Origin of the sequence: Rhodovulum viride, assembly GCF_003265965.1 — a bacterium.
GTDB lineage: Bacteria > Pseudomonadota > Alphaproteobacteria > Rhodobacterales > Rhodobacteraceae > Rhodovulum > Rhodovulum kholense.
In genome coordinates this window covers 31220-54602 of sequence record NZ_MUAV01000024.1, presented here as the reverse complement: position 1 = coordinate 54602, position 23383 = coordinate 31220, and the positions used below count along the sequence as shown (strand labels likewise).

General features: G+C 67.8%; 22 protein-coding genes and 1 riboswitch. Of the genes, 7 read left to right on the top strand and 15 right to left on the bottom strand.

Annotation, left to right across the window (positions count from 1 at the left end; translation table 11 throughout):
• The first annotated feature begins 52 nt into the window (after positions 1–52).
• On the top strand, positions 53–580 hold the full coding sequence (locus tag BYZ73_RS17045) for an SPOR domain-containing protein (protein ID WP_112316871.1): 528 nt from the start codon (positions 53–55) through the stop codon (positions 578–580).
• Positions 581–605: 25 nt separating this feature from the next.
• On the opposite strand, the gene BYZ73_RS17040 is transcribed toward BYZ73_RS17045, so the two are convergent.
• Positions 606–1622 (bottom strand): hypothetical protein, encoded by a 1017-nt coding sequence (locus tag BYZ73_RS17040; protein ID WP_112316870.1) that lies wholly within the window; start codon positions 1620–1622, stop codon positions 606–608.
• A 122-nt stretch (positions 1623–1744) separates the two neighbouring features.
• Positions 1745–3376, bottom strand: coding sequence for an AMP-binding protein (locus BYZ73_RS17035; RefSeq protein ID WP_112316869.1), 1632 nt, complete (start codon positions 3374–3376; stop codon positions 1745–1747).
• 355 nt (positions 3377–3731) lie between these two features.
• Here BYZ73_RS17035 and BYZ73_RS17030 point away from each other — a divergent pair, with 355 nt between their 5' ends.
• On the top strand, positions 3732–4466 hold the full coding sequence (locus BYZ73_RS17030) for a Hint domain-containing protein (RefSeq protein ID WP_108027159.1): 735 nt from the start codon (positions 3732–3734) through the stop codon (positions 4464–4466).
• Here BYZ73_RS17030 and BYZ73_RS17025 read toward each other — a convergent pair.
• The 6 genes from BYZ73_RS17025 to BYZ73_RS17000 all read right to left on the bottom strand — a co-directional run bounded on the left by BYZ73_RS17025 (position 4454) and on the right by BYZ73_RS17000 (position 11655).
• Positions 4454–6643 carry a 3-hydroxyacyl-CoA dehydrogenase NAD-binding domain-containing protein gene (locus BYZ73_RS17025; RefSeq protein WP_112316867.1) on the bottom strand — a complete coding sequence of 730 codons (2190 nt, stop codon included), beginning with the start codon at positions 6641–6643 and terminating at the stop codon, positions 4454–4456. The two genes, BYZ73_RS17030 and BYZ73_RS17025, sit on opposite strands and share 13 nt — an antisense overlap.
• 11 nt (positions 6644–6654) lie before the next feature.
• Positions 6655–7866 (bottom strand): acetyl-CoA C-acetyltransferase, encoded by a 1212-nt coding sequence (locus BYZ73_RS17020; RefSeq protein ID WP_112316866.1) that lies wholly within the window; start codon positions 7864–7866, stop codon positions 6655–6657.
• A 20-nt stretch (positions 7867–7886) separates the two neighbouring features.
• Positions 7887–8522: a glutathione S-transferase family protein gene (locus BYZ73_RS17015; protein ID WP_112316865.1), complete on the bottom strand. Its 636-nt coding sequence runs from the start codon at positions 8520–8522 to the stop codon at positions 7887–7889.
• A gap of 426 nt (positions 8523–8948) precedes the next feature.
• The gene (locus BYZ73_RS17010) at positions 8949–10727 is read right to left on the bottom strand and encodes an acyl-CoA dehydrogenase C-terminal domain-containing protein (RefSeq protein WP_112316864.1); all 1779 of its coding nucleotides are present in this window, start codon (positions 10725–10727) and stop codon (positions 8949–8951) included.
• A gap of 36 nt (positions 10728–10763) precedes the next feature.
• Positions 10764–11165 carry a MerR family transcriptional regulator gene (locus tag BYZ73_RS17005; protein ID WP_112316863.1) on the bottom strand — a complete coding sequence of 134 codons (402 nt, stop codon included), beginning with the start codon at positions 11163–11165 and terminating at the stop codon, positions 10764–10766.
• Between the two features lie 121 nt (positions 11166–11286).
• Complete coding sequence (locus BYZ73_RS17000; protein ID WP_108027147.1) at positions 11287–11655, bottom strand: MerR family transcriptional regulator; 369 nt, start codon at positions 11653–11655, stop codon at positions 11287–11289.
• Between the two features lie 439 nt (positions 11656–12094).
• On the opposite strand from BYZ73_RS17000, the gene BYZ73_RS16995 reads away from it, so the two are divergent.
• From BYZ73_RS16995 to BYZ73_RS16985, 3 genes are read left to right on the top strand one after another with little or no spacing between them, the layout of a single operon-like run.
• Positions 12095–12526 carry a PaaI family thioesterase gene (locus BYZ73_RS16995; RefSeq protein ID WP_108027318.1) on the top strand — a complete coding sequence of 144 codons (432 nt, stop codon included), beginning with the start codon at positions 12095–12097 and terminating at the stop codon, positions 12524–12526.
• Positions 12523–13032 (top strand): PaaI family thioesterase, encoded by a 510-nt coding sequence (locus BYZ73_RS16990; protein ID WP_112316862.1) that lies wholly within the window; start codon positions 12523–12525, stop codon positions 13030–13032. The genes BYZ73_RS16995 and BYZ73_RS16990 overlap by 4 nt, the downstream gene beginning before the upstream one ends.
• Positions 13025–14380, top strand: a complete 1356-nt coding sequence (locus BYZ73_RS16985; protein WP_112316861.1) for an MATE family efflux transporter — start codon at positions 13025–13027, stop codon at positions 14378–14380. The genes BYZ73_RS16990 and BYZ73_RS16985 overlap by 8 nt, the downstream gene beginning before the upstream one ends.
• 18 nt (positions 14381–14398) lie before the next feature.
• Here the strand turns inward: BYZ73_RS16985 and BYZ73_RS16980 are convergent, their stop codons facing one another.
• A complete protein-coding gene (locus BYZ73_RS16980; RefSeq protein WP_112316885.1) occupies positions 14399–15442 on the bottom strand; it encodes a succinylglutamate desuccinylase/aspartoacylase family protein in 1044 nt (347 codons plus the stop codon).
• Between the two features lie 121 nt (positions 15443–15563).
• Positions 15564–15760: riboswitch (cobalamin riboswitch) on the top strand.
• 179 nt (positions 15761–15939) lie between these two features.
• On the opposite strand from BYZ73_RS16980, the gene BYZ73_RS16975 reads away from it, so the two are divergent.
• Together BYZ73_RS16975 and BYZ73_RS24025 are read left to right on the top strand one after the other, a co-directional pair.
• Positions 15940–16293 (top strand): cysteine-rich small domain-containing protein, encoded by a 354-nt coding sequence (locus tag BYZ73_RS16975; RefSeq protein ID WP_112316860.1) that lies wholly within the window; start codon positions 15940–15942, stop codon positions 16291–16293.
• A gap of 348 nt (positions 16294–16641) precedes the next feature.
• Positions 16642–17982, top strand: coding sequence for a calcium-binding protein (locus BYZ73_RS24025; protein ID WP_112316859.1), 1341 nt, complete (start codon positions 16642–16644; stop codon positions 17980–17982).
• Positions 17983–18039: 57 nt separating this feature from the next.
• On the opposite strand, the gene BYZ73_RS16965 is transcribed toward BYZ73_RS24025, so the two are convergent.
• The 6 genes from BYZ73_RS16965 to hutU all read right to left on the bottom strand — a co-directional run bounded on the left by BYZ73_RS16965 (position 18040) and on the right by hutU (position 23377).
• On the bottom strand, positions 18040–18834 hold the full coding sequence (locus tag BYZ73_RS16965; RefSeq protein WP_112316858.1) for an amino acid ABC transporter ATP-binding protein: 795 nt from the start codon (positions 18832–18834) through the stop codon (positions 18040–18042).
• A gap of 3 nt (positions 18835–18837) precedes the next feature.
• Positions 18838–19500, bottom strand: a complete 663-nt coding sequence (locus tag BYZ73_RS16960; RefSeq protein WP_245943204.1) for an amino acid ABC transporter permease — start codon at positions 19498–19500, stop codon at positions 18838–18840.
• Positions 19500–20147 carry an amino acid ABC transporter permease gene (locus tag BYZ73_RS16955; RefSeq protein WP_108027134.1) on the bottom strand — a complete coding sequence of 216 codons (648 nt, stop codon included), beginning with the start codon at positions 20145–20147 and terminating at the stop codon, positions 19500–19502. The genes BYZ73_RS16960 and BYZ73_RS16955 overlap by 1 nt, the downstream gene beginning before the upstream one ends.
• 76 nt (positions 20148–20223) lie before the next feature.
• The gene (locus BYZ73_RS16950; RefSeq protein WP_108027132.1) at positions 20224–21036 is read right to left on the bottom strand and encodes a transporter substrate-binding domain-containing protein; all 813 of its coding nucleotides are present in this window, start codon (positions 21034–21036) and stop codon (positions 20224–20226) included.
• A 101-nt stretch (positions 21037–21137) separates the two neighbouring features.
• Positions 21138–21686: a HutD/Ves family protein gene (locus BYZ73_RS16945; protein WP_108027130.1), complete on the bottom strand. Its 549-nt coding sequence runs from the start codon at positions 21684–21686 to the stop codon at positions 21138–21140.
• Positions 21683–23377: a urocanate hydratase gene (gene hutU / locus BYZ73_RS16940; RefSeq protein WP_112316857.1), complete on the bottom strand. Its 1695-nt coding sequence runs from the start codon at positions 23375–23377 to the stop codon at positions 21683–21685. The genes BYZ73_RS16945 and hutU overlap by 4 nt, the downstream gene beginning before the upstream one ends.
• Positions 23378–23383: the final 6 nt, after the last annotated feature.

Below are 23383 nucleotides of genomic sequence, written 5' to 3'. Positions count from 1 at the left end.
TTTACACCCTCCGGGTGCGGTGTCACGCTTTTTGCGAAAAGGTGAGGGTGCCATGCCGTATCAGCGATATCGTCTGGCCGTGGCCGCGGTTCTGGCGCTGGGACTCGGGTGTCCCGGTGCCGCGCCGGTCCGGGCCGAGTCCGCCCCCGTTGGCGCGGTGCCGCTTCAGGTGCTGCCGGGCTATCGCGCGGTCTGGGAAGACGACCGGCTCAATCCGCTGCGGGGCCGCAGGACTGACTGGGGCGATGCCCAGATGCGGACGGTCTGGACCGAGCGCGTACCGCAACGCCTGATCGATCCGGCGCTTCGGCCGCCCCAAGCGGTTGCGCCCGTCGCGGTGCCGCCCTCGGCGGGCAGCCGGTACATTCAGGTCGGCGCCTTCACCGAGGCCGATGCGGCGGGCGACGCGGTGGCCGATCTGCGCCGTCTGGGTCTGCCGGCACGGCAAGGCCGGGTGATGGCGGACGGAGACCTGGTCACGGTGATCTTCGCAGGTCCCTTCGCCGACCGCGAAAGCCATGGCCGCGCGCAAAGCGTCTTGAGGCGGGCGGGCTATACGCCCGTGTCCTCCAAGCGCTGAGAGCGCCTTTCGGGGGCGCCCCCTGTCAGCCGCCGCAGATTGCCTGCAGCCTCAGCCAGTCGCCATCGGAGATTGGCGCATCGGTCTCGCGTCCCTGCAACGGGTCATTCTGGATCAGCCCGCGCACGCTCTCGCCGGTCACGTCCCGGGCCAGCGCGTAAGGCGTCGAGGGCAGACCGGCGGCCGCGAAGCGCGCCAGCAGGTCGGCCTCTGGCAGCGGGGCTTCGGGCGCCACCAGCACGTCATGGGCATAGGCCGACAGCGCCCTGTCTGGCAGAGTGCCGGTGGTCAGAAGGCGGAAGGTGGCCAGGGGCCCGGCGGCGCGCAGCAGATCGGCCAGCGGGTCCGAGCGGGCGGCGCGCGCATCCTCGGCCAGGATGAAGCCCGCCACCGCAGCGACGTCCTCGTAATCCTCGACCAGCGCGCGGTTCAGGAGGATCACCCCGCCGGGCAGATGCAGCGCACGCGGCAGGCCGCCGGGCAGGACCCGCACCGTCCGCGCCGTGCCGGGCAGCAGCCGCGCGGCCAGCCGGTCCAGCGCGCGCTGCCCGCCGGGCCGGTCGCAGGGGGTTCCGGCCGCGTCGGCCATCCGGGCCAGCAACGCCTGGCCGATCTCGGCGCGCACCTCGGGCGGCGCGACCGCCACGGTCTGGCGCACCAGTGCCCCGGGCAGCCAGAACACCGCCAGCGCCGCAAGGCCCGCCAGCGTCCCCGCGACGATCCAGATCCGCAGCCGCCCCGGACGCGGCCGCGCCCGGCCGATGGCCCGGCGCACGGTCTCGAGCGCCTCGACCATCAGGTCGTCGTCGATCTCGAGCGTTTCGCCGCTATCGGCGCCCGGCGAGTACAGCGCGGGCGACTGGCCGGGGTTCAGCCGCTCGAGCGCGGCCAGCGACCAGTGCGTCAGCACCCGTTCGGCGCTGTCCGACACCACCAGCGAGGCGTCGCCGAAGGACAGGATCACGTCGCGCCGCTGGGCAGTGGGGCTTTCGCGCCAGAGGCCAGGGCTTTCGAGGCGTTGGAATTTCTTGAGCGCCGTCATGGGCGGCCGGTCTTGCCTGCACGTTCTCTGGGTTTGCGGGCGGACGATAGCCGACCCGGCCGCCGCCCACAATGAGACAACGCCCGCTTGCGGCCTGTGGCCGCCGCGGACCGAATGCGGCGTCACAGCGCCTTGGCGATCTTCCTCAGCTCGAATTTCTGGATCTTGCCGGTCGAGGTCTTGGGCAGGTCCTGAAACACCACCCGCTTGGGCGTCTTGAAGCCCGCGAGCCGTTCGCGGGCGAAGGCGATCAGCGCGTCGCCATCGACCGAATGGCCGTCCTTCAATTCGACGAAGGCACAGGGCACCTCGCCCCATTTTTCATCGGGCTTGGCCACCACCGCGCACAACAGCACGTCGGGATGGTGCATCAGGACACCCTCGACCTCGACCGAACTGACATTCTCGCCGCCCGAGATGATGATGTCCTTGGCGCGGTCGGCGATCTCGAAATAGCCGTCGTCGTATTGATGGGCCAGATCGCCCGAATGGAACCAGCCGCCCTGAAAGCTTTCGCGGGTGGCGCGGGGGTTCTTGAGATAGCCCTTCATCACCCCGTTGCCGCGGAACATGATCTCGCCCTGGTGCTGGCCGTCCATCGGCACCTGCTCCATCGATTTCGGGTCCAGAACGGTCACGTCTTCCATGAAGGGCATCGCCACGCCCTGACGGGCCTTCATCCGGGCACGTTCCTCGGTCGGCAGGTCGTCCCAGGCTTCGGCATTCCAGGTGCATTCGGTGGCGGGGCCGTAGGTTTCGGTCAGCCCGTAGACATGGGTGATGTTGAAGCCCAGCGGCTCGATCGCGGCCAGCGTCGCGGCGGCGGGCGGGGCGCCGGCGGTAAAGACCTCGACGGTGTGCTCGAAGGCGCGCCGGTCCTCGTCCTTCGCGTTGACGATCATGTTCATCACGATGGGGGCGCCGCCGAAATGGGTCACGCCCTCGTCGGCGATGGCGTCGTAGATGGCTTTGGGGGTGATGTCGCGGCAGCAGACGACAGTGCCGCCCAGCGCCGGAACCATCCAGGTGTGGCACCAGCCGTTGCAGTGAAACAGCGGCACGATGGTCAGATAGACCGGATGCATCACCAGACGCCAGCTCACGATCTGGCCCATCGCGTTCAGATATGCGCCGCGATGGTGATAGACCACGCCCTTGGGGCGCCCGGTGGTGCCCGAGGTATAGTTCAGCGCGAGGCTTTCCCATTCGTCTTCGGGCAGGATCCACTCGAAATCGGGATCGGCCTCGGCCAGGATGTCCTCGTATTCCGGGAAGTCGCCGAAGTCGTGCACCCCTTCGGGGTCGTCGCCGACCTCGATGATCAGGGGACGCTCGCCCTCCATATCCTCCAGCGCGTCGGCCGCGAGCGGCAGGAATTGCGGATCGACCAGCAGCACCTTGGCGCCGCCATGGTCGAGAATGTAGCTGACCGTATTGGCGTCGAGCCGGATGTTGATGGTGTTCAGCACCGCCCCGCAGGCGGGCACGGCCCAGGTCGCTTCGGCCTGCGCGGGCACGTTGGGCAGCAGCGTCGCCACCACGTCGCCGGGTTTGACCCCCATCGCCGCCAGCGCCGAGGCCAGCCGGGTCACCCGGTCATGGTACTGCCGGTAGGTGTAGCGGCGCTGGCCGTAAACCAGCGCCACCCGGTCGGGAAAGACCCGCACCGCGCGTTTCAGAAAGGACAGCGGCGTCAGCGGCACGTAGTTCGCCGCGCATTTCTCCAGACCGGTTTCATCGGACAGCCATCCCATGGCCCACCTCCCTCGCTCGATACGATTTCCCGGCCCGATCTTGGCCAGAGCCGCCGCCGGAGGGAAGGGGGCAGCGTCTCGACGGGCGAGTCGATGCGCGTTTTTCTGCGCGCGGACCGGGATCTTCCCGTTCGGCCTTCGTTCGTGTCCGGTCACAAGTCTTGGGCGGAGCAGGAAATTCGCCGCCGGCCCGATGGGATGTGCCGCATTGCCGTCGGGATCGAGCCCAATTGGGGTCGGCATTGCACTTTAGAATAAATCAAATGGCGCTCGCGGATTGGCGCCGCATCGGCGGCGTGACGACGCTGCCCGAACCGTTGGCAACATGGCCGCCCAGAAAGGGGGAGTAACCGCAATGGGATTCAGAATCAACTTTCATGGCAGCCAGCCGGTCCCCGAAGAGGGCGGGCTTGCGGACCCGTCCTCGCAGCCCCTGGCCGGGCTTGCCTGCGGGTTCAGCGCGGGCACGCGGCTTGCGACCCGCGACGGCTGGCGCCCGGTCGAGGCGCTTGTGCCCGGAGACATGGTGCTGACCTTCGACCGCGGCTCGCAGCCGATCCGGTCGGTCGAGCGCGGCTTCCTGTGGCGCGGTCCCACGGCCTGCCCTCTGCCGCTCTGGCCGCTCGAAGTGCCGCAGGGCGTGCTCGACAACACGCAGCCGCTGATGCTTTTGCCCGAACAGACCCTGCTGATCGAGTCCGATCTCGCCGAAGAGATTTACGGCGATCCGTTCGTTCTTCTTCCGGCCAGCATCCTCGACGGCGTGCTGGGCATCCGGCGGACGGCGCCGCTTCTGGGATCGTCGGTGCCGGTCGTCTCGATCGCGTTCGAGTCGCCCGAGATCGTCTATGCCAATGGCGCGGCCCTGGTGCATTGCCCGTCGCGCAAGGTGGGCGAGACGGTGTCCATCGACCGCCTGCACGAACTTCACCTCGAGTCGCTGACCTGCGGCGTCATCCCCACGCTGGACGATGCCCGCCGCATCGTCGCGGCGCTGGAAAGCGCGCATGCCGGGGCGGCCACTCCGCCCCGGCTGCCGATGGTGCAGACCGTTCCTCTGCTCGACGCGCTTCTGATTCACGCCGCCTGAGCGTCGGGCGCGAAGCGCGCATAGAAGCTTTCGCCCGCCTCTGCCATCTCGCGCAGCAGGGCGGGCGGGGCAAAGCGGTCGCCGTGGCGCTGGGCCAGGTCCTCGCAGAGCGTGACCGCTTTTGCGGCCCCGATCATGTCGAGCCAGGACAACGGCCCGCCCGACCAGGGCGCAAAGCCCCAGCCAAGGATCGCGCCGACATCGCCTTCGCGAATGTCCATCAGTACGCCGTCCTGAAGCGCTCGCACCGCCTCCAGCACCTGCGCGAAGAGAAGACGGTGCTGCACCTCGTGCACATCCGGCTGATCCTCCGCGGGCGGGAATTTCGACGATAGCCCGTCCCAAAGCCCGGTCCGCTTGCCCGCCTCGTCATAGGCATAAAAGCCCGCCTTGGCCTTCCGGCCCAGGCGTCCCTCGTCGGCCAGCCAGAAGATCACCTCGTCCACCGCCCCGTCGGGATAGGCCTCGCCCATCGCGGCCTTCGTGGCCTTCGCGATCTTCACGCCCAGATCGATCGAGGTCTCGTCGACCAGTTGCAGCGGCCCCAGCGGCATGCCCACGAGCTTGGCCGCGTTCTCGATCAGCGCGGGCGAGACGCCTTCGGCCACCATGCGGATCCCTTCGTTGAGATAGGGGATGATGCAGCGGTTGGCGTAGAAGAAGCGCGCATCGTTGACCACGATGGGGGTCTTGCGGATCTGCCGCACGAAATCGAGCGCCTTGGCCACGGCCCGGTCGCCCGTGGCCTTGCCCTTGATGATCTCGACCAGCAGCATCTTTTCGACCGGGCTGAAGAAGTGGATGCCGATGAAATCCTCGGGCCGGTCCGCGGCCTTTGCCAGATCGGTGATCGGCAGGGTCGAGGTGTTGGTTGCAATGATGCAATTCTCGCCCACCACGGCCTGCACCTTCTTCGTGACCTCGGCTTTGATGCCCGGGTCCTCGAACACCGCCTCGACGATCAGATCGGCGCCTTTCAGCGCGTCATAATCGGTGGTTGCGGTGATGCGACCGAGGATCTCGGCCTTCTTCTCGGGGGTTGCCTTGCCGCGCTTGATGCCCTTGTCCATGTAGGATTCGGTATAGGCGCGGCCCTTGTCGGCGGCCCCCTGGCTCTGATCGACCAGCACCACCTCGATCCCGGCCTGGGCCGAGACCAGCGCGATGCCTGCGCCCATCATGCCCGCGCCGAGGATGCCGAGCTTCTTCACCGACTGATCGGGCACGCCCGCTGGGCGCACCGCGCCCTTTTCCAGCGCCTCCTTGTTGATGAAGAGCGACCGGATCATCGCCGATGAGGACGGGTTCATCAGCACATGGGTGAACCAGCGCGCCTCGATCTTCAGCGCGGTGTCGAAGGGCACAAGCGCGCCTTCATAGACCGCCGACAACAGGGCCTTGGCGGCCGGATAGACCCCCTTGGTCTTGCCATGCACCATGGCAGAGGCGCCGACGAAGGTCATGAAGCCCGCCGGGTGATAGGGCGCGCCGCCCGGCATCTTGTAGCCCTTCTCGTCCCAGGGCTTGACGATGTTCGGTTCGGAGAAGACCCAGGCGCGGGCAGCCGCGACCGGGTCCTCGCAGACCTCGTCGATCAGGCCTGCGGCTTTCGCCTTTTTCGGGTCCGACAGCTTGCCTTCCAGCAGGAAGGACGAGGCGCCCATCGCGCCCAGCTTGCGCACCAGCCGCGTGGTGCCGCCGCCGCCCGGGAAGATGCCGACCATGATCTCGGGCAGGCCGATCTTGGCCTTGGGATTGTCGGCGGCAAAGATCCGGTGACAGGCCAGCGGCAGTTCCAGCCCGATCCCCAGCGCGGTGCCGGGCAGGGCGGCGGCAATCGGCTTGCCGCCCTTGTTGCGATCATCCATGCCCGCCCGCTCGATCTTTCGAAGCAGGCCGTGCAGCCGCATGGTGCCCTCGAAAAGCCCGCGCGCCGGGTCGTCGCCTGCCTCCTCTTTCATCCGGGCGATGACATTCAGGTCCATCCCGCCCGCGAAATCCTTCTTGGCCGAGGTGATGACCACGCCCGTCACGGCATCGTCCGCAAGCGCGCTGTCGATATGGGCGTTCAGCTCCTCGATCCCGGTCAGGCTGAGGACATTCATGCTTTTGTCTGGCACGTCCCAGGTGATGGTCGCGATGCCATCGGCATCGGTCTTGTAATGAAATTCGGCCATTCTCGCCTCCCTCAGACCCGTTCGATGATGGTTGCAGCACCCATGCCGGAGGCCACGCAAAGCGTCGCCAGCCCGGTGCCCTTGCCGGTCCGCTCGAGCTCGTCGAGCAGCGTGCCGAGGATGATCGACCCGGTCGCGCCCAGCGGGTGACCCAGCGCGATGGCCCCGCCGCAGGGGTTCACCACGCTCGGGTCCACATCGAAGGCCTGCATGAAACGCAGCACGACGGCCGCGAAGGCCTCGTTCACTTCGAACAGGTCGATGTCGGAAATCTGCATGCCCGCATCCTTGAGGATCTTCTGCGTCGCGGGCACGGGGCCGGTCAGCATGATGGTCGGATCGGTGCCGATCTTGCAGGTGGCCCGGATCCGCGCCCGGGGTTTCAGCCCGTGCGCCTGACCGAACTCGGCGCTGCCGATCAGGATGCCCGCCGCCCCGTCGACGATGCCCGAGGAGTTGCCCGCATGATGGACATGGTCGATCCGTTCAAGATGCGGGTATTTCATCAGCGCCAGCTGATCGAAGCCCGGCATCATTTCGCCCATGTCCTTGAACGAGGGTTTCAGCGCACCCAACGTCTGCATGTCGGAGCCCGGGCGCATGTATTCGTCGCGCCCGAGGATGGTCAGCCCGTTCACGTCCTTCACCGGCACGATCGAGCGGGCAAAGCGGTCCTCCTCCCAGGACCGCGCCGCGCGCCTCTGGCTTTCGACGGCCAGCCCGTCGACATCGTCGCGCGAGAATCCATATTCGGTCGCGATGATGTCGGCCGAGATGCCTTGCGGGACGAAATAGGTCTTCATCGCCAGGCTCGGGTCGACGGCGATGGCGGCCCCGTCGCTGCCCATGGCGACCCGGCCCATCATCTCGACCCCGCCCGCGATATAGGCCTGGCCCGCGCCACCCTGCACCTGGTTCGCGGCAAGGTTCACCGCCTCGAGCCCGCTGGCGCAGAAGCGGTTGATCGACAACCCCGGGATCGATTCATCGAGCCCCGAGGCCAGCACCGCGCTGCGCGCAAGGCAGCCGCCCTGTTCGCCGACCTGGGTCGCGTTGCCCCAGATCACGTCTTCGACCGCATGGCCCTCGAGCCCGTTCCGGTCTTTCAGCGCGTCCAGGACCACCGCCGACAGCCGCAGCGAGGTCACTTCGTGCAGGCTGCCGTCCTTGCGGCCTTTGCCCCGCGGGGTGCGGACGGCGTCGTAGATGAAAGCGTCTGTCATATGTCCTCCTCGTCAAACTTTCAGGCCCGGTCGGCAGGCGAGCCGGGCATCATGTCATAGGGGTGTTTCCAGCCGGGAAGGGCCTCGATCCGGCCAAGCCAGGCGTCGATGGCGGGCAGGGCCCGGCGGTCGAAGCCGAAGGGCTCGGGGTAGAAGAGATAGCCGCAGCAGGCGAAATCGGCGGTGGTCGGGCCGTCGCCCACCAGCCAGTCGCGGTCCTGCAAGACCCGCTCGAGCGTCTGCAACGACGCCGTCACCCGGCCGGACAACCAGCGGATCGCCTCTTGCGGGCGTTTCTCCTCGGGCAGGAAGTTCATCATGAAGCGCAGGCTTCCGGCCTGCCCCGACATCTTGTGATTGTCCCAGAACATCCAGCGCAGCACCTCGCGCGCCTCGGCCGCATCGCGCCCGCCGAACCGGCCGGTGGTTTCGGTGACCCAGGTCTGCATCACGCCCGACTGGCTGAGAACCAGATCGCCTGCCACCATGACGGGCACCTCGCCCATCGGGTTCAGGGCCAGAAACTCTGGGCTTCGCGCGCCGCCATTGAAGAAATCGACATAGACAGGTGTCCAGTCGAGCTCGGCGAGGGTCAGGGTCAGGGCAGCCTTGTAGGCATTGCCGCTTTCCCCGAAGCAGTAGAGCTTGATCGTCATTTCTCGCGCGTCCTTCCTGTCTTGCGGGGGCGGGCCGACCGTGCGCCGCGCCTGCTTGTCCTGTCGGGCCATGGGTATTTTTTCCAAGAAGAAGCCCGAAACGCCGTTATGGATAACCCCACGTTAGGGAGGCTTCGGGCAGTCTGGGCGCGCGGTACAGGCTGGGGAGCCGATGACCGCCCAAGGAGAAGGCCCTCCATCCCGCGCCTTCCCCCCGGGACCGCCCGGGGGCGCCGCGGGGATGGGGGGCTGACCCTGCATTTTCTTCTTGGTGAAAATACCCATGACGCATCGCCTGCCACCCGGCAGTCGTCGTCCGGGCAGGGCAGGACGGGAAGGCGCGGGCAAAGACGCGTCTGCATGTCCGTGATCCGATGATCCGTGTCCGATGATGCGGGAGGGGACGGCCCCGAAGGGCCGCACCCCCTAGAAGTTCGCCGCGTCGAGCGCCATGACCGGCTCTGCCCCGCTGCGGATGCGCGCGAGGTGCAGCGCCGTGGCGGGCAGTTGCCGCGCCATGTAATAGCGCCCGGTCGCCAGCTTCGCCTCGTGGAAGGCGCGGGGACCGTCGCCCGCGGCCAGTGCCGCCTGCGAGGCCACGGCCATCTTCGACCACATCAGCCCAAGGCAGACATGGCCGAAGAGATGCATGAAGTCGTAGCTTCCCGCGAGCGCGTTGGCCGGGGATTTCATGCCTTCGGCCATGAAATACATCGCCGCCGCCTGCAGGTCCTTCGAGGCCGTCTTCAGCGGATCGAGGAAGCCCTCTTTCAGCGCCTCGTCGGCTTCGTGCGCCTTGGCGAAGCTCTTGACCATGTCGAAGAAGGCCATCAGCGCCTTGCCGCCATTCTGCCCGATCTTGCGGCCGACCAGATCCAGCGACTGCACCCCGTTGGTGCCTTCGTAGATCATGGTGATCCTGGCATCGCGCACGAACTGTTCGGCGCCCGCGGCGCGGGTGAAACCGGTGCCGCCATAGGTCTGCTGCGCCAGAACCGTCGTCTCGAACCCCTTGTCGGTCAGGAAGCCCTTGATGACAGGGGTCAGCAGCGAGATCATCGCCTCGGCGTCAGGGTCCTGCATCCGGTGGGCGCGGTCGATCATCTGCGCGCCCCAGAAGGTCAGCGCCCGGGCGCCCTCGACGAAGCTTTTCTGATCCATCAGATTGCGCCGCACGTCGGGGTGCACGAGGATCGGGTCGGCCGGGCCTTCGGGGTTCGATGGATCGCCCAGCGCCCGGCCCTGCAGCCGCTCCTGCGCGAAGGCCAGCGCGTTTTGATACGCGACCGCCCCTTGCGCATAGCCCTGCAGGCCCACGCCCAGCCGGGCCTCGTTCATCATGGTGAACATGGCGCGCATGCCCTTGTGTTCCTCGCCGACGAGGAAGCCGGTCGCGCCGTCGTAGTTCATCACGCAGGTGGCGTTGGCATGGATGCCCATCTTGTGTTCCAGCCCGCCGCACATCAGGGCGTTGCGCCGGCCCGGATTGCCGTCCTCGTCGGGCAGGAATTTCGGCACGATGAAGAGCGAGATGCCCTTGATGCCCTCGGGTCCGCCGGGGATGCGCGCCAGCACCAGATGGACGATGTTCTCGGTCAGGTCGTGTTCGCCCGCCGAGATCCAGATCTTGGTGCCGGTGATCGCATAGCTGCCGTCGCCCTGCGGCTCGGCCCTGGTGCGGATCAGGCCCAGATCGGTGCCGCATTGCGGCTCGGTCAGGTTCATCGTGCCCGACCAGGTGCCCGCGACCATCTTGGGCACATAGGTTGCCTTCTGCTGGTCCGACCCATGCGCGAGGATCGCCGACATCGCGCCGTGGCTCAGCCCCTGATACATGTTGAAGGCCATGTTGGCCGAAACGAACAACTCGCCGACCGCCGAATTGATCAGGTAGGGCATGTTCTGGCCGCCGACCTCTTCGGGCATGTCGAGCCCGATCCAGCCGCCCGCGCAGATCTGGTCGTAGGCGTCCTTGAAGCCCTTGGGCGTGCGCACGACGCCATTGTCCCAGTGGCAGCCCTCGGCGTCGCCGGTCGCGTTCAGCGGCGCCAGCACTTCGGCGGCGAGCTTGCCGGCCTCGCCCAGGATCGCCCCGGTGAAATCAGGGTCAAGCTCGGCATAACCGGGGATGTCGGACGCGCTGATCTTCAGCACGTCATGCAGCAGATACTGCATGTCCTCGGTCGGTGGGGTGTAGATCGGCATGCGTTCCTCCCTTGAACGTCATCCCAACCGCATCGGTTACTCGGCGGCGGGTTTCCTCTTGTCGAAATCGGCCAGCTTCCTCTCTCCCCAGGAGATCTGGCCTCTCAGTTCTGCAATGGCGTCGTCCAGTTCCAGACGCTGCCGTTCCATGACCGCCAGCCGTTCCCGGGCCAGCTCGCAGGTGCGGCGGAATTGTGTCTCCTGTCCGTCGTCAAGATCGTAAAGGTCCAGCATCTGCCGGATCTCCTCGAGGCTGAAGCCGAAACGCTTGCCGCGCAGTATCAGCTTGAGCCTGGCCCGGTCGCGCCGGCCGTAAAGCCGCCGCTGGCCCTCGCGCAGGGGGGAGATCAACTCCTTGGACTCGTAGAACCGCAAGGTACGCGCGGTCACTTCGAAAGCATCGCACATCTGGCGAATAGTCATTAACTCGTCGGTCATTGGTCGTCCGGATACGTCACTCAGACCTCAGACCTGCGCCCTTTCGGACGGCAAGACAAGGCCCGCTGACGTTTACGTAAACGTAACGCTGCGTCGCGAAATGTCGAGATGGGAAGACGGGTCAGATCTTGCCGGCGGATGCGGCGTCGCGCAGGGTCCGCAGCTCTTCGATCGAGCTGTCGAGCTGGTCGCGCTGTTCCCTGAGGACTCCGAGCTGGCGGTCGGCCATCTGGACCAGAGCGGCCATCTGCGCCGCGCTGCCTTTCTCGTCATAGATCAGCAGCCATTGCCGGATTTCCTCGAGGCTGAAACCGAAGCGGCGTGCCCGGAGGATCAGAGTCATGCGGGCCACTTCCCGAGGACCATAGAAGCGGGCGCGTCCGTCCTTGGTGGGGCTCAGCAGTTCGATGTATTCGTAGTACCGCAACGTGCGCGGGGTCACATCGAACCGGGCGCACATCTCCTTGAAATTCAGACGTTCGTCCGCCATCGCCTAAAACTACCAGCCACTTCCGTGCTACTAGCTAAGGCAAATCCGGGGGGCGGATCAATTCGGTTATATGCTTCATAAGGCTTGTTTTTTGACGCACCGGCAAAAATGGTGGTTCCGTAGCGGCAGGTCGCTTCCGAAGGTTCCGAAAACCGGAACGAGTGACATCCTGCCGGGCTGCGGATGGGTCTCATCTCTGCCCGAAATAGCGGCAGAAGGACGGCGAAGTCCCAGAAAACGCGGGCAATCCGGGGCGGGCTGTCCACCCTGCGGTCCCCGTGCCGGACGGGTGTCGCCAATTAGCGACAGCCCGCGGATTTTTACACTTGCAGGGCAGGGGGGCAGACCCAATAACCGGGGCGATGACCAGAGGGAGACAGAGGTGAGCGACACCGGCTCGGACGCGGCGCCCGAAGGGGCGCGGGATGCCACCGAAGATATGGCGGCAGGGGCAAAGGCGGATGTGGCGCGGCGGTTCATCGAGCAGATCCCCCATGCCCATGCGCTGTCGATGCGGGTCGATCAGCTGGGCGACGGCCGGGCCGAACTGTCGATGCCCTACGATTCGCGCCTGGTGGGCGACCCGCGCAACGGGGTGATCCACGGCGGCGCGGTTTCGGCGCTTCTGGACACCTGCGGCGGCACTGCCGTTCTCAGCCATCCCGAAGGGCCGGCGCAGACGGCGACGATTTCGCTGCGGATCGACTACATGCGCGCCGCGACCCCGGGTCAGCGGCTGGTGGCGCGGGCGGAATGCTATCATGTGACCCGCTCGGTGGCCTTCGTGCGGGCGACCGCGACCGATGACGACCGCGGCCATCCGGTGGCGACTGCGACCGGCACCTTCACCGCCGATGGAGGCGCCGAATGAGGCGCGCCGCGCCCGAACCCGTTCAGATCGTCAAGCAGCGGCGCGACGCCGCGCTGTCGGCGCTGGTCGACGGGCTGCCCTATGCGCGTTTCCTCGGGATCTCGTTCGACCGGCGCGGCGACGAGCTGACCGGCGTTCTGGGGTTTCATGAGGCCCTGATCGGCAATCCCGAACTGCCAGCGCTCCATGGCGGCGCGACCGCCGCCTTTCTGGAGGTCACGGCCATTGTCGGGCTGTCCTGGGCGATGATCTGGGACGATCTCGAACGCGGGATCCTCGATGCCGCGACGCTGACCCCCGAAACCCTGCCGCGGCTGCCAAAGACCATCGACTTCACCGTCGATTACCTGCGGCCCGGCCTGCCGCGCGACGCCTATGCGAGGGCCCGCGTCAACCGGTCGGGGCGGCGTTATGCCAGCGTCCTTGTCGAGGCCTGGCAGGACAACCGCGCCCGGATTTTTGCGCAGGCGACCGGCCATTTCCTGATGCCGCCGCGCGATGACTGAGGCGGTGCTGCGCCCGGACCGGGACGCGATCGCGGATCTCGGCCATCGCCGGGTGCTGGCCATCGCGCTGCCCATCGTGCTGTCGAACCTGACCGTTCCGATCCTCGGTGCGGTCGATACCGCCGTGGTCGGCCAGATCGGCGCGGCGGCCCCGATCGGCGCGGTCGGCGTGGGCGCGGTGGCGCTGGCCTCGGTCTACTGGGTGTTCGGCTTTCTGCGCATGGGCACGACCGGACTGACTGCCCAGGCGCGGGGCGCGGGCGATGCGGCCGAGGTGGCCGCGATGCTGTCGCGCGCGCTGATGATCGGGCTGGTCGCGGGACTTGCCCTGATGGCCTTGCAGATGCCGCTGATCGCCGCCGCGCTGGGCCTCGCCCCCGCCAGCGCCGAGGTCGAGGACATGGCCCGCCAGTATATGGCGATCCGGATCTGGTCGGCCCCGGCCACCATCGCGCTTTACGGCATCAATGGCTGGCTGATCGGGCAGGAACGCACCCGCGCGGTTCTGGCGATCCAGCTCTGGATGAACGGGCTCAACGTCGGGCTCGACCTGCTTTTCGTGCTGACGCTGGGCTGGGGAGTGCCGGGCGTTGCACTGGCGACTTTCCTGGCCGAATGGTCGGGCTTGGCGCTGGGGCTCTGGTTCTGCCGAGACGCGTTTCGCGGCACCGCCTGGCGGGCCTGGGCGCGGGTGTTCGACCGGGCGCGGCTGCGCCATATCGCCGGGGTGAATAGCGACATCCTGATCCGGTCGCTGCTGCTGCAGGGGATCGTGCTGTCCTTCCTCTTCCTCGGGGCGGGCTTTGGCGACGTGTCGCTGGCGGCCAACCAGGTGCTGCTGCAGTTTCTGAACATCACCTCCTATGCGCTGGACGGGTTCGCCTTTGCCGCCGAGTCGCTGGTCGGCCAGGCGATGGGCGCGGCATCGGTGCTGGCGCTGCGCCGAAGCGCGGTGCTGACCAGCCTCTGGGGCCTGCTGTCGGTCGTGGTTCTGGCCGCGATCTTCGCCGGATGGGGCGGCGCCATCGTCGATCTGATGACCACCGCGCCCGAGGTCCGGGCCGAGGCGCGGGTGTTCCTGCCCTATATGGTGGCCGTCCCCGTCGCAGGCATCGGCGCCTGGATGCTTGACGGCATCTTCATCGGCGCCACCCGGACCGCGGACATGCGCAACATGATGGTGATCTCGGCCGCGATCTATGCCGCCGCCGTAGCCCTGCTGTTGCCGCTTTTTGGCAATCACGGGCTGTGGCTCGCGCTTTTGCTGTCCTATGTCGCGCGCGGCGTCACGCTGGGGCTGCGCTATCCGGCGCTCGAGGCCGCGGCGCGAAGCCGGCAGGCGGCCTGACGGCCCGATGCCGTCGGACTAGAGGATCTCGTCCTCGTCAAACAGCGGCTCGGCCGCGACCTCGCTGGCCCAGGTGCCGATCCGGTCTTCGGCCCGGTCGGCAGCCGCGATCGCGGCCAGGTGAAAGACCGCATTGCCCTCGTTCACCACCGGCAGGATGGCGCGGCCGACGATGATGCCGGGTTCGGCGGCGCGGATCTCGGCCTCGATCTCGCCGAACGGGTCCGAGACCACCGCCAGCAGCTCGCCCGCCTCGACGACGTCGCCTTCGGACCGGTAGGTGCGCAGCAAGCCGCCCTGCGGCGCCCTGAGCCAGCGCGACACCCGGCAGTCCAGCGGCGCGCGCCGCGCCTTCGGCACGCCCTTGGCTGGGATCATGCCCCGGTCGAACATCACCCGCAGCACGCCCGACAGACCGGCCCGGACCGCGACCTCGTCGAAGCGCAGCCCCTCGCCGCCCTCATACAGCAGGATCTGCACGCCCATCCGCGCCGCCGTCTCGCGCAGCGAGCCATGCCGCGCCGCAGAGGTCAGCACCACCGGCGCCGCGAAAACCCGGGCCAGCCGGGTCAGCTCGGGATCGTCCGGCACCACGCGGACCTGCGGCAGGTTCGTGCGATGCACCGCGGCCGAATGCAGGTCGATGCCGATTTCGCAGCGCGCGACCACCTCGTCGACCAGAAGATGCGCCAGCCGCGAGGCCATCGAGCCGCCCGACGACCCGGGAAAGCAGCGGTTGAGGTCGCGCCGGTCGGGCAGGTAGCGCGACAGGTTGAGAAAGCCGAAGGCATTGACGATGGGAATGGCGATCAGCGTGCCGCGCAGCGCCCCGAGCGCGGGCAGGCTCAGAAGCCGCCGGACGATCTCGACCCCGATCACCTCGTCGCCATGCACGCCCGCGGTCACGAACATCGCGGGGCCGGGGCGGCGGCCATGCACGACATGGGCCGACATGGTGACGGGGGTATGGTCCGACAGCACCGACACCGGCAGGTCCACCGTGCGGCGGGTGCCGGGCGGCACGGTCGCATAGCCAAGCGTGAAGCCCTCGCGCGGGGTCATCTGGCGTCTGGGGAAAAGGACCTCATCGTCACGGGATAGCGCCGCGCCGGGGGCGCTGGCAAGGGCCTCGGCGCGCGGCCGCCCCTTGGGCGATGCATTGACAGCGGCGGGCGCGGTCCCCATTGATGAGAGGCGTTCTGGTGCTCCCGCGAGGGAGTGAAAAGGGAAGCCGGTGCAAGTCCGGCGCTGCCCCCGCAACTGTCAGCGGCGAGCCCCCGCCCCGAACCGCCACCGGCCCCGGCATGCGCCCGGCCGGGAAGGCGGGCGGATCGGCCGAGACCCGCAAGCCAGGAGACCTGCCAGCGCGCCGAACCGCCCCCCGGGCGGCGGGTCCGGAGGCCGGGCGCATCTGTCATGCGCCCCTTGCCTGTCGGCCCGCCGATGCCCTCGGGGCCAGTGGCCGCGTTTTGCCTGCGACATGGGGCGCGGCCTTCACCTTGTCCCTGACCGGCCCGGGGCGGGCCCGGCCAGGGGTGCCGACCGGAAGGAGTTGCGCCGTGCAACCCAAGGACCTGACCTCGAACGAGGCCTTCAAGGGCTTCACCAATACCCAATGCCCGTTCCTGCCCTGCCATCCGGGCGTCGAGCGCGAATTCAACTGCCTGTTCTGCTACTGCCCGCTGATCGCCTACGAGTGTCCCGGGCCGTATCAGGTCTACACCGATGCCAACGGGCTGACGCGCAAGGACTGTTCGGCCTGCACGCTGCCCCATGACGGCTACCGGCAGTCCTGGGGTTTCATCCAGCGCTGGCTGGAATATCCGCAGCCCTGGTCGGGCAAGCCGCAGACCGATCCGCCGATGCGCCGCCCGCGTCCCCAGGGCGGCACTGGCGAGGACGCCGGCGACTGACGGGCTGTCGGCCCCCGGGGCCCTGCCGTTTCGCCGGGACCGACTGCCGGGCAGCAGCTGTCCGGGGCCTGCGGATCGTGGCGGGGCCGGTCCTGCGGACCGGGGCGGACGTGGGGCGCACCGACATGCTCCGGGCATGCTCCGGGCACGCTCCGGGCGTCGTTCCGACACTGTTCGGGCGCCGCAGGGACCCGCTTCGGTCGAGGTGTTCAAGAATTCGCCGCATTCAGGACCGTGTCGCGGCATCGGGTTTAACCGGCTGGCAAGGAATGTTGACCAAATCTGCCGCCCGGGGCGCCGGCGGGGGCGGGGGCCTCTTCGCGCAACATTCGGGCCCAAGGGCAAACCATGGCATATTTCCGCTCCGACAAGGACTATCCCTATCTTCTGGCCGAGCTTGCGGCCGAATTCCGCGCTATCGGTCGCTCCTTGCCCGCAGCGCCGGTCCAGCTTGCCGAAACCGGGGCATTCAGCGTGGGCTACGACGGGCCCAACAATTTCCTCGTGATCCCCAACGCCTATTTTCCGGCGTACTTTGCCTGGATGAACGACGGCGATGACACGATCACCGGTGGCTGGGGCGCCGATGTCCTGTTCGGCAATGGCGATCGCGACCGGATCTGCGGCATGGGCGGCGACGACACCCTGGCGGGCGGCGACGACGATGACGTGCTTTATGGCGGCGACGGCAATGACGTGCTGTTCGGCGGCGGGGGCAACGATCTTCTGGTCGGCGGGGCCGGGGCCAACCTGCTGAGCGGCGGCGACGGCGACGACGTGCTCGACACCCGCTACGGATCGCAGCTTGCCCCCGGCCAAAGCGACTGGGCCGCCTTCCGCACGGGCAAGCTTGCCGCGGGCGATGTGCTTTTCGGGGGCGCGGGCAACGACACGCTGGACAGCTCTTATGGCGATGACCGGCTTTACGGCGACGCGGGCAACGACGTGCTGCGCGGCTGGGACGGCGACGACTTGTTGGTGGGCGGCGCGGGTGACGACTGGCTGACCGGCGACAATGGCAACGACCGGCTGGCGGGCGGCGACGGGCGCGACACGCTCAGGGGCAATCTCGGCGACGACACGCTCGAGGGCGGCGCGGGCGAGGACCGGATCGAGGCCGGCAACGGCGATGACGAGATCGATGGTGGCGCCGGCCGCGACGTGATTTATGGCGGCAACGGCAACGATCATATCATGGCCGGGTCCGGCAATGACTGGGTCGATCCGGGCGCAGGCGACGACGTGGTGATGCTGGGCGCGGGCGACGATTTCGTGGCCGCGAGCGACGACTTCGGGCGTGGCGACGACCAGATCTATGGCGGGGCCGGCAATGACTGGATCCATGGCGGGCGAGGCGACGACAAGCTGTCGGGCGGGTCCGGCAACGACCGGCTGAACGGCGGCGCCGGGTGCGATCTGCTGATCGGGGGGCCGGGGGCCGATGTGTTCGAGTTTCGCGGCGCCTCCGGGGTCGACACCATCGCCGATTTCGGCATGTCCGACCGGCTGCACATCCAGCAGGGGATCAACGGGCTCGGCGATTTCGACGCCACCGATCTGGCCGCGCGGATCACCGGCACGCCGGTCGGCAGCTATCTCGATCTGGGCGCGGGCAACGGGATCTTCTTCCTTGGCGTCAGCGCCCACGCCCTCGACCACATGCTCGACACGCAGCTTGAGTTTCTCTGAGATCGGGAACGGTCGCACGATCCACAGGCAAGGCCCGTGGGTCGCGCGCCGCGCGGTCTAGAACTCCAGCGAGTTGCGTTCGCGGTAGCCCTGCAGGAAGCTGGCAAGCCGCTGATCGGCGGGGTTCTGGAAAATCTCGCGCGGGGCGCCGGCGGCGACCAGCTCGCCCCGTTCCATGAACACTACCCGGTCCGCGACATGGGCAGCAAAGCCCATCTCGTGGGTGACGACGACCATGGTCATGCCCTCGGCAGCAAGCTGTTTCATCACCGCCAGCACCTCGCCCACCAGTTCCGGGTCGAGCGCGCTGGTCGGCTCGTCGAACAGCATGATCCGGGGCTGCATGGCGATGGCGCGGGCGATGGCCACGCGCTGCTGCTGGCCGCCCGACAGGCGGCTGGGATGGTTGGCCTCCTTGTCGGCCAGCCCGACCTTGGCCAGCGCCTCGCGCGCGCGCGCGGTCGCCTCGGCGCGCTTCAGCCCGCGCACCCGTTCCAGCCCCTCGGCCACGTTCTGCAAAGCGGTCATGTGCGGCCAGAGGTTGAACTGCTGGAACACCATGCCGATGTCGCGCCGCATCTCGCGCAGCCGCCGCCCGGACATCCGCCGCCCGCCCGGGGTCTCGTAGCCGATCAGCCGGTCGTCGATGCGGACCTCGCCGCTGTCATATTCCTCAAGGAAGTTGATGCAGCGCAGCAGCGTCGACTTGCCCGACCCGGACGGCCCGATCAGGCAGGTCACCTTGCCGGGCGGGATGTCGAGCGTGACGTTCTTCAGCGCCTGGAAGTCGCCATAGAACTTGTCGACATTCCGCAGATGCGCGGAAGCAGGGGCGGTGGGCTCGAGGGACATCGGTCAGCTTTCTTCGAGAAGATAGTGGGTGAAGCGGCGTTCGAGGCGGCGGCCGAACCGCGAAATCACCTCGACGAAGCCCCAGAAGAACAGCGCGAGGATCAGGATCGGCAGGACGAATTCGAAGGTCTCGCTCATCATCGTCTGGGTCTGGAACATGATCTCGGGCACGGTGATCATCGACAGGATGACGGTTTCCTTGGTCAGGATGATCGCGAAATTCACCAGCGCGGGCAGGGCCGAGACCATCATCACCGGCAGCATGATGCGCCAGACGATGGTGCGCCCGGGCAGGCCGATGGCGCGGGCCGCCTCGATCTGCCCCTTCGGGACCGCATCGAAGCCCGCGCGCAGGATCTCGGTGAAATAGGCGGCGCCGTAAAGCGACAGGCCCAGCACGCCCGCGGGCAGCGCGTCGAGCCTCAGTCCGATCAGCGGTCCGCCGTAGTACAGCACGAAAAGCTGGACGAGGAAGGGCGTGCCGCGGATGAATTCGACATAGGCCCGGATCGGCCAGCCGACCCAGAACCGGGGTCCGAAGCGCCGGGCCATTTCCAGCAGGAACCCAAGCACGAGCCCGCCCGCGGTGCCCAGCACCCAGGTCAGAAGCGTCAGCCCGAAGCCGGTCAGCAGGTCGGGGCCGTAGCGGTGCAGCATCTCCAGCATCAGACCGTCAGCCTCCGTTCCAGAAGCCGCCCGGCCGCGGCGATCACCAGGTTGATCGCGAGATAGAGGAAGGCGGCGGCGAGGTAGATTTCGAGGTATCGATAGGTCGAGGAGGCGATCGACTGGCTCATCCGGGTGATCTCGACGATGCCGACGACGGTCACCAGCGAACTGGCCTTCACAAGCAGGATCAGCTCGTTGACGATGGCGGGCAGGCCGATCTTCAGCGCCTGCGGCAGCAAGACCCGGACCCAGAGATCGCGGGGCGTCATTCCGATGGCCAGCGCGGCTTCGGCCTGGCCTTTCGGGATCGCGTTGATGGACCCGCGCAGCACCTCGGAGAGGTAAGCGGCGGCGCACAGCCCGACGGTCAGCACGGCGGCGGCCAGCGGCGGCACGTTGATGCCCACGACCGGCAGCAGGTAATAGGCCACCAGAAGCTGGATCAGCAGCGGCACGCCGCGAAAGAAGCTGACGTAAAGCCCGGCGGCCCGGCGCAGCGCGGTCCGTTTCGACAGCGCCGCCGCGCAAAGCAGCGCGCCGAGGATCAGCCCCTGTGCACAGCCCAGGACCGATATCAGCAGCGTGTAACGCGCGGCGCCCAAAAGCGTCGGCAGGTTCTCGACGATGGTCTGAAAGGAAAACACGGACGGCCCGCTCCCTGGCTTGTGGGCGGGCCGGAAGCGATCCGGCCCGCATCGGTCGCGTCAGACGCGGTGCGCCTCAGAGCTCGGGCATTTCCTGCGGCAGCTCGGTCGCGGCGCCGAACCATTTCTCCTGCAGCGCGGCCATGCGGCCGTCATCCTGGATCTTGATCAGCGCCTCGTTGACCGCGGCGACGAGGCTGTCGCCCTCGCCCTTGCGCGCGACCCAGGCGAAATAGGTGGGCTTGCCGAAGGGCGGCTTGACGACCGAGAACTGTTCCGGACGGGACTTGGCCATATAGTCCAGAAGCGGCGCCGAGCCCGCCACTGCGTCGAGACGGCCGGTCATAAGGTCGGCATAGGCCTCGTCGGGGGTGCCGTATTCCTTGATCTTGATGCCGCCGATCTTTTCGCCATAGGCCTCAAGCTGGGCCTGTTGGGCGGTGCCCTTCTGCACGCCCACGGTCTTGCCCTTGGCGTCTTCGGGCGCGGTCATGTCGCCGCCGGTGCGCTGCACGAAGGCCACGGTCGAATCCGAGATCGGCAGGGTGAAGGCATAGCGTTCGGCGCGCTCGGCGGTCATCGTCACCGGGGCCAGCACGAAATCGAACTTGTTGACCTCGAGGCCCGGCAGGATCGAGGTCCAGGGCAGGTCCTGATATTCGGGGGTGACGCCCAGTTCCTTGGCGATCTCGTCGAAGAGGTCGCGGTCGAAGCCGACATATTCGCCCTTCTCCAGCATGTCGAAGGGGGCATAGTGCATCTCGGTCGCGGCGACGATCTTGCCCGCGGCCTTGATGTCGGACAGCTGGTCGGCCAGCGCGCCCGACGCGGTCAGAGCCAGGGCGCTGAGCCCGAAAAGGGCGGATTTCAGCGAAAGACGAAGCGTCATGATTCTCTCCTGTTGGCGGGGCTGGTCGCGTTGGCCGGCGTCCCGCCCCGAGGGCGCCGGAAAGGTCTGGCCCGGCGCCGGAAAAGCCGGCACCGGGCGGTTCATGGCGTCATGCGCAGGCAGATGGCAAGCATCGGCCCGTCTCCGGCAGTGCCGCCCAGGTCCCGGCCCGGATCGGACATGAGCGCCTCGCCGGGTGCAAGGGCAAAACCGGCGACCGTCACGGCCTTTTGCCGTGCGATCAACGCCCGCGTGTCCGGCGGGGCGGGAACGCCTGCCGAAACGGCAATAACCGCATGCGCGGCCCGGCCGCGCCGGGTCATCACGTTGAAATCGAGGATCGGTCCGGCGCCCAGCCGGGCCGTCACCGGTGCCTCGCCCGGGAAGGACAGCGGGCCCGAGTCTTCGCCCAGCGTCACGCTGCCTCCGCCGAAATCAAGGACCATGCCCTGCCCGGACAGCACCGTCAGGGTGCGGTCGATCCCGGGAAAGGCCGAGAACGGGCCGTCAGAGGCGACCTCGGCCAGGCTCATCCGCCACAGCATGTCCGGAAAGCCCGCGCCTTCGGGGAAGGCGGCCAGTTCCCAGGTCAGCCCGCCCCCGTTCTTCCAGGGCGCGGGCGTCAGATCGCTGCGGCGGATCTGCCTCATTTCAGGATGCCCGGCAGGGTCAGCCCGTGCTCGCGCGCGCAGTCGAGCGCGATCTCGTAGCCCGCATCGGCATGGCGCATGACGCCGGTCGCCGGGTCGTTCCAGAGCACGCGTTCAAGCCTGCGGTCGGCCTCTTCCGTGCCATCGCAGCAGATCACCATGCCCGCGTGCTGGCTGAACCCCATGCCGACCCCACCGCCATGATGCAGCGACACCCAGGTCGCGCCCGAGGCGGTATTGAGCAGCGCGTTCAGGAGCGGCCAGTCGCTGACCGCGTCCGAGCCGTCCTTCATCGCCTCGGTCTCGCGGTTGGGCGAGGCGACCGAGCCGCTGTCCAGATGGTCGCGGCCGATCACGATCGGCGCCTTCAGCTCGCCGTTGCGCACCATCTCGTTGATCGCGAGCCCCGCCCGGTGGCGGTCGCCAAGCCCGATCCACATGATCCGCGCGGGCAGGCCCTGGAAGGCGATCCGCTCGCGCGCCATGTCGAGCCAGCGATGCAGCCCGGCATTTTCCGGGAACAACTCCTTCATCTTGGCGTCGGTCTTGTAGATGTCCTCGGGATCGCCCGACAGCGCCGCCCAGCGGAACGGCCCCACGCCGCGGCAGAAGAGCGGGCGGATATAGGCCGGCACGAAGCCCGGGAAGGCGAAGGCATCCTCGAGCCCTTCTTCCAGCGCCATCTGGCGGATGTTGTTGCCGTAATCGAGGGTCGGGATGCCCGCGTTCCAGAATCCCACCATCGCGGCGACATGCTCCTTCATGCTGGCCCGCGCGGCCTTGGCGACTCCCTTCGGGTCGCTCTCCTGCCTGGCGCGCCACTCTGCCACGGTCCAGCCCTTGGGCAGATAGCCGTGGAACGGGTCATGGGCCGAGGTCTGGTCGGTGACGATGTCGGGTCGGCCGTTCGGCAGCGCCTCGCCCGCCTGCATCCGGCGCAGGATCTCGGGGAAGACATCGGCGGCATTGCCGATCAGTGCGACCGACTTGGCCTCGCCCGCTTCGGTCCAGCGCCCGATCATCGCCAGCGCCTCGTCAAGGCTATGGGTCTTCTCGTCGCAATAGCGGGTGCGGATGCGGAAATCGGCATGATCCTCGTCGCATTCGACCGCCAGACAGCAGGCCCCCGCCATCACCGCGGCCAGAGGCTGCGCGCCGCCCATGCCGCCAAGACCGCCGGTCAGGATCCATTTGCCCCTGAGATTGCCGTCATAATGCTGGCGCCCGGCCTCGGCGAAGGTCTCGTAGGTGCCCTGCACGATGCCCTGCGCGCCGATATAGATCCAGGACCCGGCCGTCATCTGGCCGTACATCGCCAGCCCCTTGCGGTCGAGCTCGTTGAAATGCTCCCAGGTGGCCCAGTGCGGCACGAGGTTCGAGTTGGCGATCAGCACGCGCGGGGCGTCGCGATGGGTGCGGAAGACGCCCACGGGCTTGCCCGACTGCACCAGCAGGGTCTGGTCGTCCTCGAGCGATTTCAGGGTCTCGACCATCAGGTCGAAATCCTGCCAGGTGCGCGCGGCGCGGCCGATGCCGCCATAGACCACCAGCTCATGCGGGTTCTCGGCCACGTCGGGATGCAGGTTGTTCATCAACATCCGCATCGGGGCCTCGGTCTGCCAGCTCTTCGCGGTGATCTCGGGCCCCGTCGGCGGGAAGATGTCGCGGGTATTGTGGCGCGGATTGGTCATGGATCG

Coding starts and splice junctions, on each gene's coding strand:
- BYZ73_RS17045 (WP_112316871.1), top strand. CDS start 53: ATGCCGTATCAGCGATATCGTCTGGCCGTGGCCGCGGTTCTGGCGCTG.
- BYZ73_RS17040 (WP_112316870.1), bottom strand. CDS start 1,622: ATGACGGCGCTCAAGAAATTCCAACGCCTCGAAAGCCCTGGCCTCTGG.
- BYZ73_RS17035 (WP_112316869.1), bottom strand. CDS start 3,376: ATGGGATGGCTGTCCGATGAAACCGGTCTGGAGAAATGCGCGGCGAAC.
- BYZ73_RS17030 (WP_108027159.1), top strand. CDS start 3,732: ATGGGATTCAGAATCAACTTTCATGGCAGCCAGCCGGTCCCCGAAGAG.
- BYZ73_RS17025 (WP_112316867.1), bottom strand. CDS start 6,643: ATGGCCGAATTTCATTACAAGACCGATGCCGATGGCATCGCGACCATC.
- BYZ73_RS17020 (WP_112316866.1), bottom strand. CDS start 7,866: ATGACAGACGCTTTCATCTACGACGCCGTCCGCACCCCGCGGGGCAAA.
- BYZ73_RS17015 (WP_112316865.1), bottom strand. CDS start 8,522: ATGACGATCAAGCTCTACTGCTTCGGGGAAAGCGGCAATGCCTACAAG.
- BYZ73_RS17010 (WP_112316864.1), bottom strand. CDS start 10,727: ATGCCGATCTACACCCCACCGACCGAGGACATGCAGTATCTGCTGCAT.
- BYZ73_RS17005 (WP_112316863.1), bottom strand. CDS start 11,165: ATGACCGACGAGTTAATGACTATTCGCCAGATGTGCGATGCTTTCGAA.
- BYZ73_RS17000 (WP_108027147.1), bottom strand. CDS start 11,655: ATGGCGGACGAACGTCTGAATTTCAAGGAGATGTGCGCCCGGTTCGAT.
- BYZ73_RS16995 (WP_108027318.1), top strand. CDS start 12,095: ATGGCGGCAGGGGCAAAGGCGGATGTGGCGCGGCGGTTCATCGAGCAG.
- BYZ73_RS16990 (WP_112316862.1), top strand. CDS start 12,523: ATGAGGCGCGCCGCGCCCGAACCCGTTCAGATCGTCAAGCAGCGGCGC.
- BYZ73_RS16985 (WP_112316861.1), top strand. CDS start 13,025: ATGACTGAGGCGGTGCTGCGCCCGGACCGGGACGCGATCGCGGATCTC.
- BYZ73_RS16980 (WP_112316885.1), bottom strand. CDS start 15,442: ATGACCCCGCGCGAGGGCTTCACGCTTGGCTATGCGACCGTGCCGCCC.
- BYZ73_RS24025 (WP_112316859.1), top strand. CDS start 16,642: ATGGCATATTTCCGCTCCGACAAGGACTATCCCTATCTTCTGGCCGAG.
- BYZ73_RS16965 (WP_112316858.1), bottom strand. CDS start 18,834: ATGTCCCTCGAGCCCACCGCCCCTGCTTCCGCGCATCTGCGGAATGTC.
- BYZ73_RS16960 (WP_245943204.1), bottom strand. CDS start 19,500: ATGCTGGAGATGCTGCACCGCTACGGCCCCGACCTGCTGACCGGCTTC.
- BYZ73_RS16950 (WP_108027132.1), bottom strand. CDS start 21,036: ATGACGCTTCGTCTTTCGCTGAAATCCGCCCTTTTCGGGCTCAGCGCC.
- BYZ73_RS16945 (WP_108027130.1), bottom strand. CDS start 21,686: ATGAGGCAGATCCGCCGCAGCGATCTGACGCCCGCGCCCTGGAAGAAC.
- hutU (WP_112316857.1), bottom strand. CDS start 23,377: ATGACCAATCCGCGCCACAATACCCGCGACATCTTCCCGCCGACGGGG.